The 13,609-nt window shown below is 76.3% G+C and carries 10 protein-coding genes and 1 riboswitch; of the genes, 7 read left to right on the forward strand and 3 right to left on the reverse strand.

Features of this window, described 5'->3' with window-relative positions; genetic code table 11:
• Positions 1-161 precede the first annotated feature (161 nt).
• From ACFU74_RS11855 to ACFU74_RS11865, 3 genes are all read left to right on the forward strand, one after another.
• Positions 162-1,046: a GyrI-like domain-containing protein gene (locus ACFU74_RS11855; RefSeq protein WP_380755340.1), complete on the forward strand. Its 885-nt coding sequence runs from the start codon at positions 162-164 to the stop codon at positions 1,044-1,046.
• Positions 1,047-1,234: 188 nt separating this feature from the next.
• Positions 1,235-2,143 carry an NADP-dependent oxidoreductase gene (locus ACFU74_RS11860; protein ID WP_380755342.1) on the forward strand — a complete coding sequence of 303 codons (909 nt, stop codon included), beginning with the start codon at positions 1,235-1,237 and terminating at the stop codon, positions 2,141-2,143.
• A gap of 15 nt (positions 2,144-2,158) precedes the next feature.
• The gene (locus tag ACFU74_RS11865) at positions 2,159-2,929 is read left to right on the forward strand and encodes a VOC family protein (RefSeq protein WP_380755344.1); all 771 of its coding nucleotides are present in this window, start codon (positions 2,159-2,161) and stop codon (positions 2,927-2,929) included.
• On the opposite strand, the gene lnt is transcribed toward ACFU74_RS11865, so the two are convergent.
• Together lnt and cobN are read right to left on the reverse strand one after the other, a co-directional pair.
• Positions 2,902-4,515 (reverse strand): apolipoprotein N-acyltransferase, encoded by a 1,614-nt coding sequence (lnt, locus tag ACFU74_RS11870; protein WP_380755346.1) that lies wholly within the window; start codon positions 4,513-4,515, stop codon positions 2,902-2,904. The two genes, ACFU74_RS11865 and lnt, sit on opposite strands and share 28 nt — an antisense overlap.
• A gap of 77 nt (positions 4,516-4,592) precedes the next feature.
• Positions 4,593-8,207 carry a cobaltochelatase subunit CobN gene (cobN, locus tag ACFU74_RS11875; protein WP_380755348.1) on the reverse strand — a complete coding sequence of 1,205 codons (3,615 nt, stop codon included), beginning with the start codon at positions 8,205-8,207 and terminating at the stop codon, positions 4,593-4,595.
• Positions 8,208-8,480: 273 nt separating this feature from the next.
• Positions 8,481-8,566, reverse strand: a riboswitch (cobalamin riboswitch).
• A gap of 165 nt (positions 8,567-8,731) precedes the next feature.
• Here cobN and ACFU74_RS11880 point away from each other — a divergent pair.
• From ACFU74_RS11880 to ACFU74_RS11890, 3 genes are read left to right on the forward strand one after another with little or no spacing between them, the layout of a single operon-like run.
• Positions 8,732-9,955: a hypothetical protein gene (locus tag ACFU74_RS11880; RefSeq protein WP_380755350.1), complete on the forward strand. Its 1,224-nt coding sequence runs from the start codon at positions 8,732-8,734 to the stop codon at positions 9,953-9,955.
• A complete protein-coding gene (locus tag ACFU74_RS11885) occupies positions 9,952-10,578 on the forward strand; it encodes a precorrin-8X methylmutase (protein WP_380755352.1) in 627 nt (208 codons plus the stop codon). Before ACFU74_RS11880 ends, ACFU74_RS11885 begins: the two co-directional genes overlap by 4 nt.
• Positions 10,575-12,092 (forward strand): precorrin-2 C(20)-methyltransferase, encoded by a 1,518-nt coding sequence (locus tag ACFU74_RS11890; RefSeq protein ID WP_380755354.1) that lies wholly within the window; start codon positions 10,575-10,577, stop codon positions 12,090-12,092. The genes ACFU74_RS11885 and ACFU74_RS11890 overlap by 4 nt, the downstream gene beginning before the upstream one ends.
• A gap of 95 nt (positions 12,093-12,187) precedes the next feature.
• On the opposite strand, the gene ACFU74_RS11895 is transcribed toward ACFU74_RS11890, so the two are convergent.
• Positions 12,188-12,358 carry a hypothetical protein gene (locus ACFU74_RS11895; RefSeq protein ID WP_380755356.1) on the reverse strand — a complete coding sequence of 57 codons (171 nt, stop codon included), beginning with the start codon at positions 12,356-12,358 and terminating at the stop codon, positions 12,188-12,190.
• Positions 12,359-12,474: 116 nt separating this feature from the next.
• On the opposite strand from ACFU74_RS11895, the gene ACFU74_RS11900 reads away from it, so the two are divergent.
• Positions 12,475-13,605, forward strand: coding sequence for a cobalt-precorrin-5B (C(1))-methyltransferase (locus tag ACFU74_RS11900; protein WP_380755358.1), 1,131 nt, complete (start codon positions 12,475-12,477; stop codon positions 13,603-13,605).
• The last annotated feature ends 4 nt before the right edge of the window (positions 13,606-13,609 follow it).

A 13,609-nucleotide genomic window follows, 5' to 3' on the forward strand; every position in this document is an offset into this window, starting at 1 on the left:
GCGCCGCAGCGGCGCCGGCCGGGGAGGCGGCGGCCTGTCCGGACACCGCGCCGGACACCGCGCCGGCCGCCCGACCGGAGCGGGCACGGAATGTCGGGTCCGGACGGTGGGCCCCCGCCTACGGTGAGGAGCACCAGAAGGAAGGACGGGGGCGGGGACCGATGCTGGACCGGCTGAACCAGGCCATGGAGTACGTCGAGGAGCACCTCGACGACACGGTCGACGCGGCAGAGCTGGCGCGGATCGCGACCACCTCGGAGTACCACTTCCGGCGGCTGTTCTCGGCGCTCGCCGGGATGCCGCTGTCGGAGTACCTGCGCCGCCGCCGGCTCACCCTGGCCGGGGCGGAGGTGCTGACCGGGGAGCGGACGCTGCTCGACATCGCGGTCCGCCACGGCTACGGCTCGGGCGAGGCGTTCGCCCGGGCGTTCCGGGCGATGCACGGGGTGGGCCCCGGCGAGGCCCGGCGCACGGGCGCGGTGCTCGTGTCCCAGCCGCGGATGTCCTTCCGGCTCGTCGTCGAAGGGAGTAGCAGCATGGAGTACCGCATCGTCGAGAGGCAGGCTTTCCGGGTCGTGGGCCGGAGGGCACGGGTGCCCCTGGTCCACGAGGGGGTCAACCCGGCGATGGCCGAGTTCATCAGGGGGCTCGGCCGGGAGACGATCGACCGGATCGCGGCCCTCTCGGAGCAGGAGCCGGCCGGGATCGTCGCGGTCACCGAGTTCTTCTCGGACAGCCGGGAGGAGGGCGTCCCGCTGGACTACTACCACGCGGTGGTCATGGGGACGGGCGCCGAGGTGCCGGAGGACCTGGACGTGCGGGAGGTCCCGGCCGGCACCTGGGCGGTGTTCGCCAACACCGGACCGTACCCGAGGGCGTTGCAGGAGCTGTGGCGGGACGTCTTCACCCAGTGGATCCCGTCCAACCCGTACGAGTTCCGCCTCGGCCCGGAGATGTTGCGGGTGAACGTCCGCCCGGACGGTGAGGAAGCGGACGCCGAGCTGTGGATCCCTGTGACTCGCCCGCTCGCCTCCGGGGCGCTCTGACCCGGTGCCGACGGTCGGCGGGCGCTGCGCCACCTCCTTCGTCGGCGGCTTGGCCCTTCTCCCTTTCGGCACCGGCGCGTCCCTTCGGCTCGGGGCGGGGCCGCCCGTTCGGCGCAGTAGGAACCGTCCCCCGACGGCCCCCGCCCGCATGCTGGGGCGGGGGCCGTCGAGCGGAGAGTGGAGCGGGGATGGCCAAGGCGTTCGGGTTCGTCGACTACGGCGGGCCGGAGACTCAGGAGTTCCTGGACCGGCCGGTGCTGGAGCCCGGTCCGGGCCGGCTGGCGGTCACCGTCCGGGCGGCCGGGGTGAACCCGGTTGACTGGAAGGTCCGCCGGGGCTGGCTCGGCCAGGTGCGCGAGCTGCCCGCCGTGATGGGGTCCGAGGCGGCCGGCGTGGTCGACCGGGTCGGCCCCGGTGTCACCGGGTTCTCCCCGGGCGACGAGGTGTTCGGCATCGCGGCGACCGGTGCGTTCGCCGAGCAGACGCTGCTGTCCGCCGCGTCGAGCGCGGTGAAGCCGGCGAAGATCGGCTTCGACCAGGCCGCCACCCTGCCGGTGGCGGCCGCGACCGCCGACGACGCGGTCCGCGACGTCGGCGTGGGCGCCGGGCAGACCCTGCTCATCCTCGGCATCGCCGGGGGTGTCGGCAGCGCGGCCGCCCAGATCGCCCGCAGCCGCGGCATCCGCGTCATCGGCACCGCGGGCGACGCCAACCGCGGCTACGTCGAGTCGATGGGCGCGGTGCAGATCCGCTACGGCGACGGTGTCGCCGACCGGATCCGGGCGGCCGCGCCGGACGGCGTGGACGGACTGCTCGACCTGGTCGGCGGGGACGACGCCCGCGCCGCCGCGGTGACCCTGGCGGACCGCTCCCGGCTGGTCTCCACCGCCGATCCGACCACCGCGGAGGAGCTCGGCGGCCGCTACATCACCCGCTCCACCAGCCCGCAGACCCTCGCCGCGCTGGCCGAACTCGTGGCCGCGGGCGAGCTGGACCCGCACATCGGCAGCCGCTACCCGCTGTCCCGCGCCGCCGAGGCGATCGCCCTCGTCGAGTCGGGGCACGCGCGCGGCAAGGTCGTCCTGGACATCGGCTGAGGGAGGAGGACCGCGATGAAGCAGCGGACGGTGACCACCGGCGGCCCGTGCTGGGTCGAGCACGGCAGCGCCGACCCGGCGGCGGCCCGGCGGTTCTACGGCGAGCTGTTCGGCTGGCAGCCGGAGACCGACGAGCGCCCGGAGGCGGGCGGCTACACGTTCATGAGGCTGGACGGGGCGGTGGCCGCGTCCGTCACCCCGCTCTACGGCGAGGGCCAGCCGACCGCCTGGACCGTCTCCTTCCTGGTCGACGAGGCCGACGCCGCCGCCCGCCGGGTGGCCGGGGCGGGCGGGAGCCTGGTCGTCGAGCCCACGGACGCGCTGGACTACGGCCGGTTCGCGATCGCGGCCGACCCGTCCGGCGCGGTGTTCGGGCTCTGGCAGGCGGGCCGGCTGCGCGGCGCCGAGGTGCTCAACGCTCCCGGCGCGCTCGGCTGGGTGGAACTGCTCACCCGGGACCCGGACGGCGCCCGCGCCTTCTACCCGGCGGTGTTCGGCTGGACGGCCGGACCCTCCGGGGAGTACACCCAGTGGGGCCTGGCCGACGGCGACTTCGGCGGCATGCTGGCCATGGGCGAGGGCTTCCCGCCGCAGGTGCCGCCGCACTGGCTGCCGTACTTCTCGACGGCCGACGTGGACGTCTCGGCCTTCCGGGCCGGCAACCTCGGCGCGACCGTGCTGATGGCGCCCACCGACCTGCCGGGCGGCGGCCTGCGGATCGCCGTCCTGCGCGACCCGGTGGGCGCGGCGTTCGGCCTCTACTTCCGCTCGGAGTCCAGGGGCTGACGCCGGCGTGCCGTGACGGTGAGCGCCGCCGCGCCGGCCGTCACCAGGACGGCGGTCAGCGGCACCACGTCACCCACCCGCAGGTACCAGGTGGCGGCGCCCGGCGCGGTCAGCGGCAGGTCCACCACCAGCGCGCCGGTGTCGTCGGTGCCCAGCCGCGCCAGCTCCCGCCCCTGGGCGTCGAAGGCGGCCGACACCCCGGTGAGCGAGGCCTGCACGGCGGGCCGTCCGGTCTCGGCCGCCCGGATCGCGGCCAGCGAGACGTGCTGCTCGGGCGCCCAGGTCCGCTGGAAGGTCGAGGTCGACGACTGGTAGACCAGCACCCGGGCGCCGTCGCGGGCCGCCGACCGCGCCATGTCGGGGAACGCCGACTCGAAGCAGATCAGCACGCCGAGCGGCAGCGGCCGCCCCGAGCGGTCGACGGCCGGCAGCAGGCGCTGCTCGCTGCCGGGCGCCCGGTTCTCGCCCGCCGCCCGGCTGACTCCGGCGACCCAGCCGAGCACCGGCCGCAGCGGGATGTACTCGCCGAACGGCACCAGCCGGATCTTGCGGTACCGGTCGACCACGCCGCCCGGTGCCACCAGCACGGCGTCCTTGGAGATCCGCCCGTCCGCCTTGCGCGCGTCCTCGCCGGCCAGCAGCTCGGCACCGGCCGCGGCGGACAGCGCGCGCAGCCGGTCGAGCACCACCGGGTCGCGGTCGAGGTCGGCGGCGGTGCTGGACTCGCCCCAGACCACCAGGTCCACCGGCTGCTGCCCGACCAGCGCGGAGGTGGCGCGGGCGCCGGCCTCGAACCGGGCCTGCGGCTCGTCGACGATCCCGGGCTGGACGAGTGCGATCCGCACCTGCGCGGGCCCGTCCGCCCCGCCGCCGGCGGCCGGCGGGGCGGGACGCAGCGCGAACAGCACCGGCCCGGCCGCCAGCGCCGCCGCCGCGAGCAGCGCCGCCGCCGCCCGCGGGCGCGGGTCGACGGCGGTGAGCACCACCAGCACGGCGGTGTTGACCGCCACCACGGCGGCGCTGACCAGCCAGATCCCGCCGGCCGAGGCCAGCGCCAGGACGGCCGGGTGCTGCCACTGGGTGGCGCCGAGCAGCGCCCACGGCCCGCCCAGCGCGGGCCAGGAGCGCGCGTACTCGGTGGTCAGCCAGACCGCCGCGACCACCGGCGGCGCGAGCAGCGCCCGGCGGACGGTCAGCGGCGGGCGCAGCAGCCGCCACACCGCGAGGCCCACCCCGGCCTGGAGCGAGCCGAACACCACGGCGATCAGCGGCAGGGCGGGACCGACGGAGGACAGCAGCCAGGACATCCCGGCCAGGATGAACCCGGCGCCGAACCACCAGCCGCGCACCGCCGCCTCGCGCGCGCCCGGGGCCCGCTGCATCAGCAGCAGGCCGGGGACCAGCGCGACCCAGGCGAGCGCCGCCACCCCGGGGGCGGGGAAGGCGAGCACCGGCAGCGCCCCGGCGGCGAGCGCCGCCAGCCGGGGCCGGTACCGGGCGGCGGCGGTGGCCCCGCCGGGGCGGGCGGCGGCGCCCGCCGGCCGGGCGGGACCGTCGGGGCCGGTGAGCAGGGGAGGGCGCGGCATGATCCGTATTGTCCGCCCGGCGCGGCCCGGTCACCAGCCCCGTGATCACCCGAACGGCGTAACGGATCGGGGGCGGGTCAGCCCTCGTCGCCCTCCAGGTCGCCCTCGGTCTCCAGGAACGCCGCCTGCAACTGCTCGATCAGCGCCGGGTCCGGCTGCTCCCACAGCCCCCGGCTCGCCGCCTCCAGCAGCCGCTCGCTGATGCCGTGCAGCGCCCACGGGTTGGCGCCCGCCAGGAACTCCCGGTTGACCGGGTCCAGCACGTACTCCTGGGTGAGCTTCTCGTACATCCAGTCCGCGACCACGCCGGTGGTGGCGTCGTACCCGAAGAGGTAGTCGACGGTCGCGGCCATCTCGAAGGCGCCCTTGTAGCCGTGCCGGCGCATCGCCTCGATCCAGCGCGGGTTGACCACCCGGGCGCGGAAGACCCGGGCCGCCTCCTCGGTCAGGGTGCGGGTGCGGACCGTCTCCGGGCGGGTCGAGTCGCCGATGTACGCGGTCGGCGCCTTGCCGGTGAGCGCGCGCACGGTGGCCACCATGCCGCCGTGGTACTGGAAGTAGTCGTCCGAGTCGGCGATGTCGTGCTCGCGGGTGTCGGTGTTCTTCGCGGCGACGGTGATCCGCTTGTACGCGCTCTCCATCTCCTCGCGGGCCGGGCGGCCGTCCAGCCCGCGCCCGTAGGCGTAGCCGCCCCAGACCGTGTACACCTCGGCGAGGTCGGCGTCGGTGCGCCAGTCGCGGCTGTCGATCAGCTGGAGCAGGCCCGCGCCGTAGGTGCCGGGGCGGGATCCGAAGACGCGCACGGTGGCCTTGCGCTCGTCGCCGTGCACCGCGAGGTCCGCCCGGACGTGGGCGCGCACGAAGTTGTCGGCGTCGGCCTCCTCCTGGGCGGCGGCCAGCCGGACGGCGTCGTCGAGCAGGGCGACCACGTGCGGGAAGGCGTCCCGGAAGAAGCCGGAGATGCGCAGCGTGACGTCGATGCGCGGGCGGCCCAGCTCCTCCAGCGGGATCGCCTCCAGGCCGGTGACCCGGCGCGAGGCGTCGTCCCAGACCGGCCGCACGCCCAGCAGCGCGAACGCCTCGGCGATGTCGTCGCCGGCGGTGCGCATCGCGCTGGTGCCCCAGAGCGAGAGCCCGACCGAGGGCGGGTAGGCGCCGTCGTTGTCGGCCGTGTACCGCTCGACCAGCGAGGCGGCGAGCGCCTGCCCGGTCTCCCAGGCGAGCTTGCTGGGCACCGCCTTGGGGTCGACGGAGTAGAAGTTGCGGCCGGTCGGCAGCACGTTGACCAGCCCGCGCAGCGGCGAGCCGGACGGGCCGGCCGGGACGAAGCCGCCGCGCAGCGCGTGCAGCACGGCGTCCAGCTCGTCGGTGGTCGCGGCCAGCCGGGGCACCACCTGGACGGCGGCGAAGTCCAGCACCTCGTGCACCGCGTCCGGCAGCCCGGCGGCGACCTCCGCCACGGCCTGCGGCGCCCAGTCGGCCGCCTCCATCGCCTCGACCAGCTCGCGGGCCTTCGCCTCGGCCGCGTCGGCGGCGCCGAGGGTGGGCGCGGCCTCGTCCAGGCCGAGCGCCTCGCGCAGGCCGGGCAGCGCGCTGACGCCGCCCCAGATCTGCCGGGCGCGCAGGATGGCGAGCACGATGTTGACCCGGTCGGTGCCGGCCGGCGCCTGGCCGAGGACGTGCAGGCCGTCGCGGATCTGGGCGTCCTTGACCTCGCAGAGCCAGCCGTCGACGTGCAGCAGGAAGTCGTCGAAGCCGTCGTCCTCGGGGCGCTCCTCCAGGCCGAGGTCGTGGTCGAGCTTGGCGGCCTGGATCAGCGTCCAGATCTGGGCGCGGATCGCGGGCAGCTTGGCCGGGTCCATCGCGGCGATGTTGGAGTGCTCGTCCAGCAGCTGCTCCAGGCGGGCGATGTCGCCGTAGGAGTCGGCGCGGGCCATCGGCGGCACCAGGTGGTCGACCAGGGTGGCGTGGGCGCGGCGCTTGGCCTGGGTGCCCTCGCCCGGGTCGTTGACCAGGAACGGGTAGACCAGCGGCAGGTCGCCGAGCACGGCGTCCGGGCCGCACTCGGCGGACAGCGCGGCGGTCTTGCCGGGCAGCCACTCCAGGTTGCCGTGCTTGCCGAGGTGGACCACGGCGTGCGCGCCGAAGCCGCCGTCGGCCTCGGCGGCGGCGATCCAGCGGTACGCGGCCAGGTAGTGGTGGGACGGCGGGAGGTCCGGGTCGTGGTAGATCGCGACCGGGTTCTCGCCGAAGCCGCGCGGCGGCTGGATGAGCACCAGCAGGTTCCCGGAGCGGATCGCGGCGAGCACGATGTCGCCGTCCGGGTTCTGCGAGCGGTCGACGTACAGCTCGCCGGGGGCCGGGCCCCAGTGCTCCTCGACCCGGGCGCGCAGGCCCTCGGGCAGGGTGGCGTACCAGCGGCGGTAGTCGGCGGCCGGGATGCGCACGGGGTTGCGGGCCAGCTGGTCCTCGGTGAGCCAGTCCTGGTCGTAGCCGCCGGCGGCGATCAGCGCGTGGATGAGGGCGTCGCCCTCGTGGTCGTGCCCGCCCTCGTCGTCCAGGCCCGGCAGGTCCTGCCCGAGGTCCATGCCCTCCGCGCGCAGCGCGGTGAGCAGCCTGATCGCGCTGGCCGGGGTGTCCAGGCCGACGGCGTTGCCGACCCGGGCGTGCTTGGTCGGGTAGGCGGACAGCACCAGCGCGAGCCGGCGCTCGGCGGCCGGGACGTGCCGCAGCCGGGCGTGGGCGACGGCGACGCCGGCCACCCGGGCGGCGCGCTCCTCGTCGGCGGCGTAGACGGTCAGGCCGTCCTCGTCCAGCTCCTTGAAGGAGAACGGGACGGTGATCAGCCGGCCGTCGAACTCGGGCACCGCGACCTGGGTGGCGGTGTCCAGCGGGGACAGGCCGTCGTCGCTGGCCTCCCACTGGGCGCGCGACCAGGTCAGGCAGAGCGCCTGGAGGATCGGGCGGTCCAGCGCGGCGAGCGCGCCCGCGTCCCAGGCCTCCTCGTCGCCGCCGGCCTGGGCGTCGGCCGGGCGGGTGCCGCCGGCGGCCAGCACGGTGGTCACGATCGCGTCGGCCTCGCCGAGGGCGGCCAGCAGCTCCTGCTCGGCGCCGCGCAGCGAGGCGCAGTAGTACGCGCGGGCCCGGGCGCCCTGGTCCTCGATCGCCCGGCAGAGGGTCTCCACGAACGCGGTGTTGCCGCTCATGTGGTGGGCGCGGTAGTAGAGCACCGCGACGGTCGGCCCCTCGGCCGTCCGGGCCGTGCGCTCCAGCGGGCCCCAGGCGGGGGCGGAGGCGGGCGGGGCGAAGCCGTGGCCGGTGAGCAGCACGGTGTCGGAGAGGAAGGCGGCGAGCTCGGCGAGGTTGGCCGCACCGCCGTGCGCCAGGTAGGCGTGCGCCTCGGCGGCGATGCCGGCCGGGACGGTGGACAGCTCCATCAGCTGGGCGTCGGGGGCCTGCTCCCCGGTCAGCACGACCACCGGGCGGGGGCCGGCGAGCAGCGCGTCCAGGCCCTCCTGCCAGGCGCGGCGGCCGCCGAGCAGGCGGACCACGACCAGGTCGGTGCCCTCCAGCAGGGCGGGCAGGTCCTCGGGCGCCAGCCGGGCCGGGTTGCCGAGCCGGTAGCGGACCGGCCCCTCGGACGCGCGGGCGCTCAGCAGGTCGGTGTCGGACGTCGACAGCAGCAGGATCATGCGAAGGCCCTCCCGGCCTCGGAGCCGCCCCGAGCCGAAGGGCGCGCCGGCGTTGAAAGTGACGAGTGACAAGCGACTGACGAAGGAAGGAGCGCCGGAGCGAGAAGCGTCGACGGCGGGTCGGAGCGCCCGGAGGCGAGCGGGCGAGTGCCTGCGGGCATGGACATCGGCACGGGATCGGGCACGGGCGACCACGAGGTCCCGGGCATGCGACGGCGCATGGCTTTCAAGCCTTCCTCGGGGTCCGCGCCCCGGGCCGGTGGAGGACGGCAGGAGTTCCTGGCTCCCGCGTTCCACCGGAGGCCCGGTGAACCGCGGTCACAGTGGCGGGACCGCACCGGGTTCGCACCGGTTTCCTCCCCTGCGCCGTCGCTGGCGTCGGACGGTCCGCGGGGACCGCCCGCCAGCATCGTACGGGGTGCGGCCGGGCCGGGGGAGTGCAGGTTGCGGGGGTGCCGCGCGGGGCCGGGGGTGTGAGCGGCGGTACGGCGGCAACCCATCGGATCATCTGTATGCTCGCCGCCATGTCTCCCGAACCCGACGCCCTCGCGCCGGGCGCCGCCGTGCCCGACCGGGCGCGTGCGGACGCCTGCCCCGGGGCCCTTCGTCTGCACCCCGCCGACGACGGCGCCCTGGCCCGGGTCCGGCTGCCCGGGGGTCGGCTGACGGTCCGTCAGGCACTGGCGCTGGCCGACGCGGCGCGCGAACTCGGCGACGGCCGGCTGGAGATCACCTCGCGCGGCAACGTCCAGCTGCGCGGCCTGGCTCCGGACTGCGGCGGCGAACTCGGCGGGCGGCTGCGCGCCGCCGGCCTGCTGCCCTCCGACACCCATGAGCGCGTGCGCAACATCGTCGCCTCGCCCGGCGCCGCCGCCGGCCTCGGCGACGTCCACGCCTGGGCGCACTCGCTGGACCTCGCCCTGTGCGCCAGCCCCTGGGCGACCGCGCTCTCCGGCAAGTTCCTGTTCGCCCTGGACGACGGCAGCGGCGACGTCGCCGCGCTGGACGCCGATGTGACATTGATCGCAGGCCCGGACGGCACCGCGCTGCTGCGCCTCGGCCGGGCCGGCACCGTACGGCCGGTGCCCGCGGGGCAGGCGGTCTTCGCGGCCCTGGACGCCGCCCATGAGTTCCTGGAGGCGCAGCACGCCGCCGGGGTGCGGGCCTGGCACCTGCGCGAGGTGCCCGAACTGCTGCCGCCGGGTCCGCTGCCGATGCCGGTGCTGCCCGGGACCCGCCCGCCGCTGGGCGTCCTGCCCGGGGGCGGGCTGCACGTCGGCCTGCGCTTCGGTCTGGCCGGGGCCGCGCAGTGGCGGACCCTGGCGGACGCCGCCGAGGGGGAGCTGCGGCTCACCCCGTGGCGCGGCGCGGTGCTGCCCGGCGCGCCCGCCGGGCGGCTGGCGGAGCTGGCCGCGGCCGGTTTCCGGACCGCCGCCGGCACGGCCTGGGACGGCGCGAGCGCCTGCACCGGGCTGCCGGGCTGCGCCAAGTCGCTGGCCGACGTCCGGGCCGACGCCGCCCGGGCGCTGGAGGGCGCCCCGGCCGGCCCCGGCGGACTGCCGGTGCACTGGTCGGGCTGCGAGCGCCGCTGCGGGCACCCCGCCGGGCGGCGGGTGGACGTGCTGGCGACCGGGCAGGGGTACCGGGTGGCGCTGGAAGGCGTGCCGCAGGGGCGGGAGACCGCCGTGGAAGTGACGAACGAGGAGATGGCCGCGGCGGTCGCCGCGGCCCGGAGGACCACCACGTGATCGACTACGAGAAGGACGGCGCGTCCATCTACCGCCAGTCCTTTGCCACCATCCGGGCCGAGGCCGACCTCGCCGCGCTGCCCGCGGACGTCTCCCAGGTCGCGGTGCGGATGATCCACGCCTGCGGCATGGTCGACCTGGTCGAGGACCTGGTGTACTCGCCCGGCGTGGTCGCCTCCGCGCGCGCCGCCCTGCGCGCCGGTGCGCCGATCCTGTGCGACGTCAACATGGTCGCCAGCGGCGTCACCCGCAAGCGGCTGCCCGCCGACAACGAGGTGATCTGCACCCTCGCCGACCCGTCCGTGCCGGAGCTGGCCCGGGCGATGGGCAACACCCGCAGCGCCGCCGCGATGGAGCTGTGGCTGCCCCGCCTGGAGGGCGCCGTGGTCGCCGTCGGCAACGCGCCGACCTCGCTCTTCCGGCTGCTGGAGCTGATCGAGGCCGGCGCCCCGCGCCCGGCCGCGGTGATCGGCGTGCCGGTCGGCTTCATCGGCGCGGCCGAGTCCAAGGAGGCGCTGGCCGCGCACCCGGCCGGCCTGGAGCACCTGGTGGTCCGCGGCCGGCGCGGCGGCAGCGCGATGGCCGCCGCCGCGATCAACGCGATTGCGAGCGAAGCAGAATGACGGACCATCAGAACCCCACCGGCCGGCTCTACGGCGTGGGCCTCGGCCCCGGCGACCCCTCCCTGGTGACCGTGCGCGCCGCCGAACTCATCGGCAGGGCCGACGTGGTGGCGTACCACAGCGCCCGGCACGGCCGCTCGATCGCCCGGTCCATCGCCGAGCGCTATCTGATGGGTGGTCAGATCGAGGAGAAGCTGGTCTACCCGATCACCGTCGAGACCACCGACCACCCCGGCGGCTACCGGGGCGCGCTGGACGACTTCTACCAGGAGGCCGCCGAACGGCTGGCCGCCCACCTGGACGCCGGCCGCGACGTCGTGGTGCTCGCCGAGGGGGACCCGTTCTTCTACGGCTCCTACCAGCACATGCACAAGCGCCTGGCGCACCGCTACCCGACCGAGGTGGTGCCCGGCGTGACCTCGGTCAGCGCCGCCGCCGCCCGGCTCGGCCAGCCGCTCACCGAGGCCGAGGAGACGCTCACCGTCATCCCCGGCACGCTGCCCGAGGAGGAGCTGACCGCGCGGCTGGCCGCCGCCGACTCCGCCGTCGTCATGAAGCTCGGCCGCACCTTCCCGACCGTGCGGCGCGCCCTGGAGCGGGCCGGCCGGCTGGCCGACGCCCAGTACGTCGAGCGGGCGTTCATGGACGGCGAGCGGACGGCGCCGCTGGCCTCGGTCGACCCCGAGGGCGTGCCGTACTTCTCGGTGGCCGTGCTGCCCAGCAAGGTCGCCCCGCTGGAGCCGGCCGCACCCGACCTGAGCGGCCCGGGCAGCGTCACCGTCGTCGGCACCGGTCCGGCCGGACCGCTCTGGCTCACCCCGGAGGCGCGCGGCGCCCTGGCCGCCGCCACCGACCTGGTCGGCTACACCACGTACCTGGACCGGGTGCCGGTGCGGCCCGGCCAGACCCGGCACGGCTCCGACAACAAGGTGGAGTCCGAGCGCGCCGAGTTCGCCCTCGACCTGGCCCGCCGCGGCCACCGGGTCGTGGTGGTCTCCTCCGGCGACCCGGGCGTCTTCGCGATGGCCACCGCCGTCCTGGAGGTCGCCTGCGAGGAGGCCTACCGGGAGGTCCCGGTGCGCATCGTCCCCGGCATGACCGCCGCCCACGCGGCCGCCTCCCGGGCCGGCGCCCCGCTCGGCCACGACTACGCGGTGGTCTCGCTCTCCGACCGCCTCAAGCCCTGGGACGTCGTCGCCGCCCGCCTGCGCGCCGCCGCCGGGGCCGACCTCGTCCTCGCCCTCTACAACCCCGGCTCCCAGTCCCGCACCACCCAGGTCGGCCGCGCCCGCGACCTCCTCCTGGAGTACCGGGCCCCGGAGACCCCGGTGGTGATGGCCCGCGACGTCGGCGGCCCCACCGAACGCGTCCGCACCGTCCGCCTCGCCGACCTCGACCCCGCCGAGGTCGACATGCGCACCATCCTCCTCATCGGCTCCTCCCAGACCCAGCACGTCCCCCGCCCCCCGCACCCGGACGTCACCTGGACCCCCCGCCGCTACCCGGAGGCGTGAGGGGCCGCCTCCCGGACCTCCCCGGAGGTCCGGGAGGCCTCACAGGGCCCAGTGGCGGCAGACCTCGTGGCCCGCGGAGACGACCGGGCGGCGCCTCACCCCGGTCTGGCCGATGTCTCGGCCATGACTTCTTCCATGGAGTAGGTGGGCTCGTCGCGGCGCTCCTCGATGAGGCGCAGCAGCGCGCGCTCCTCCCGATCGGCCGCGTCGGCGAGAGGCTCTCGGGCCTCGCGGGCCGACGTGGTCTGCGCAGGCTGCTCGCTCATGGGCTGAGTGTACGAAGTGCGCCCCGATCGCGTCGGCCGGGCTGCCTGCGGTAGGACGGGAGGTGGCGGGGCCGTAGGGTCTCGACCGGTAGTCGGAGTCAGGAGGACGGTGCGGCATGGGTGAGGTCGGCGGGCGGGCCGGGCAGCTGAGGAGCAGCGGGCTGCGGCACGGCTGGACGACCGGGGCGTGCGCCACGGCGGCGGCCAAGGCCGCGTACCGGGCGCTGCTGACGGGGGAGTTCCCCGATCCGGTGGAGATCGTGCTGCCGAAGGGGCAGCGGCCGACCTTCGCGCTCGCGGTGGAGGGGATCACCGAGGGGGCGGCGGGGCGGCGGGCGATGGCCGGGGTGGTGAAGGACGCCGGGGACGATCCCGATGTGACGCACGGCGCGCTGGTGCGGGCCACGGTGTGGGCGGGGGAGCCGGGGGCGGGCGTGGTGTTCCGGGCCGGGCCCGGGGTGGGCACCGTCACCAAGGCCGGGCTGCCGCTGGCGGTCGGCGAGCCGGCCGTCAACCCGGTGCCCCGGCAGCTGATCCGGGACGCGGTCGCCGAGGTGGCGGCCGGGTGCGGCGGCAGCGGGGACGTGGTGGTGGAGATCTCCGTCGACAACGGCGAGGAGATCGCCCGCTCCACCTGGAACCCCCGGCTCGGCATCCTCGGCGGGCTCTCCATCCTCGGCACCACCGGGGTGGTCGTCCCCTACTCCTGTTCCGCGTGGATCGACTCGATCCGCCGCGGGGTGGACGTGGCGCGGGCCGCCGGGCGCACGCACGTGGCCGGCTGCACCGGTTCGACGTCGGAGAAGACCGCCGTCGCCGTGCACGGCTTGCCCGAGGACGCGCTGCTCGACATGGGCGACTTCGCGGGCGCGGTGCTCAAGTACCTCAGGCGCCACCCGGTGGAGCGGCTGACCATCGCCGGCGGCTTCGCCAAGCTCTCCAAGCTCGCCGCCGGCCACCTCGACCTGCACTCGGCGCGCTCCCAGGTGGACAAGGGCTACCTGGCCGACCTGGCCCGCGCGGGCGGTGCGGACGAGGAGCTGGCGGCGGCGGTCGCCTCCGCCAACACCGCGCTGGAGGCGATCCAGCTCTGCCGGGCGGCCGGGGTGCCGCTGGGCGACCTGGTGGCCGAGGCGGCGCGGGCCACCGCGCTCGGGGTGCTGGTCGGTTCGCCGGTCGTGGTGGACGTCATCTGCATCGACCGGGCCGGGACGATCGTCGGCCGGGCGGAGCCGCTGGGCCCGTGAGCGG

It is taken from the genome of Kitasatospora sp. NPDC057500, from assembly GCF_042802195.1.
Lineage (GTDB): Bacteria > Actinomycetota > Actinomycetes > Streptomycetales > Streptomycetaceae > Kitasatospora.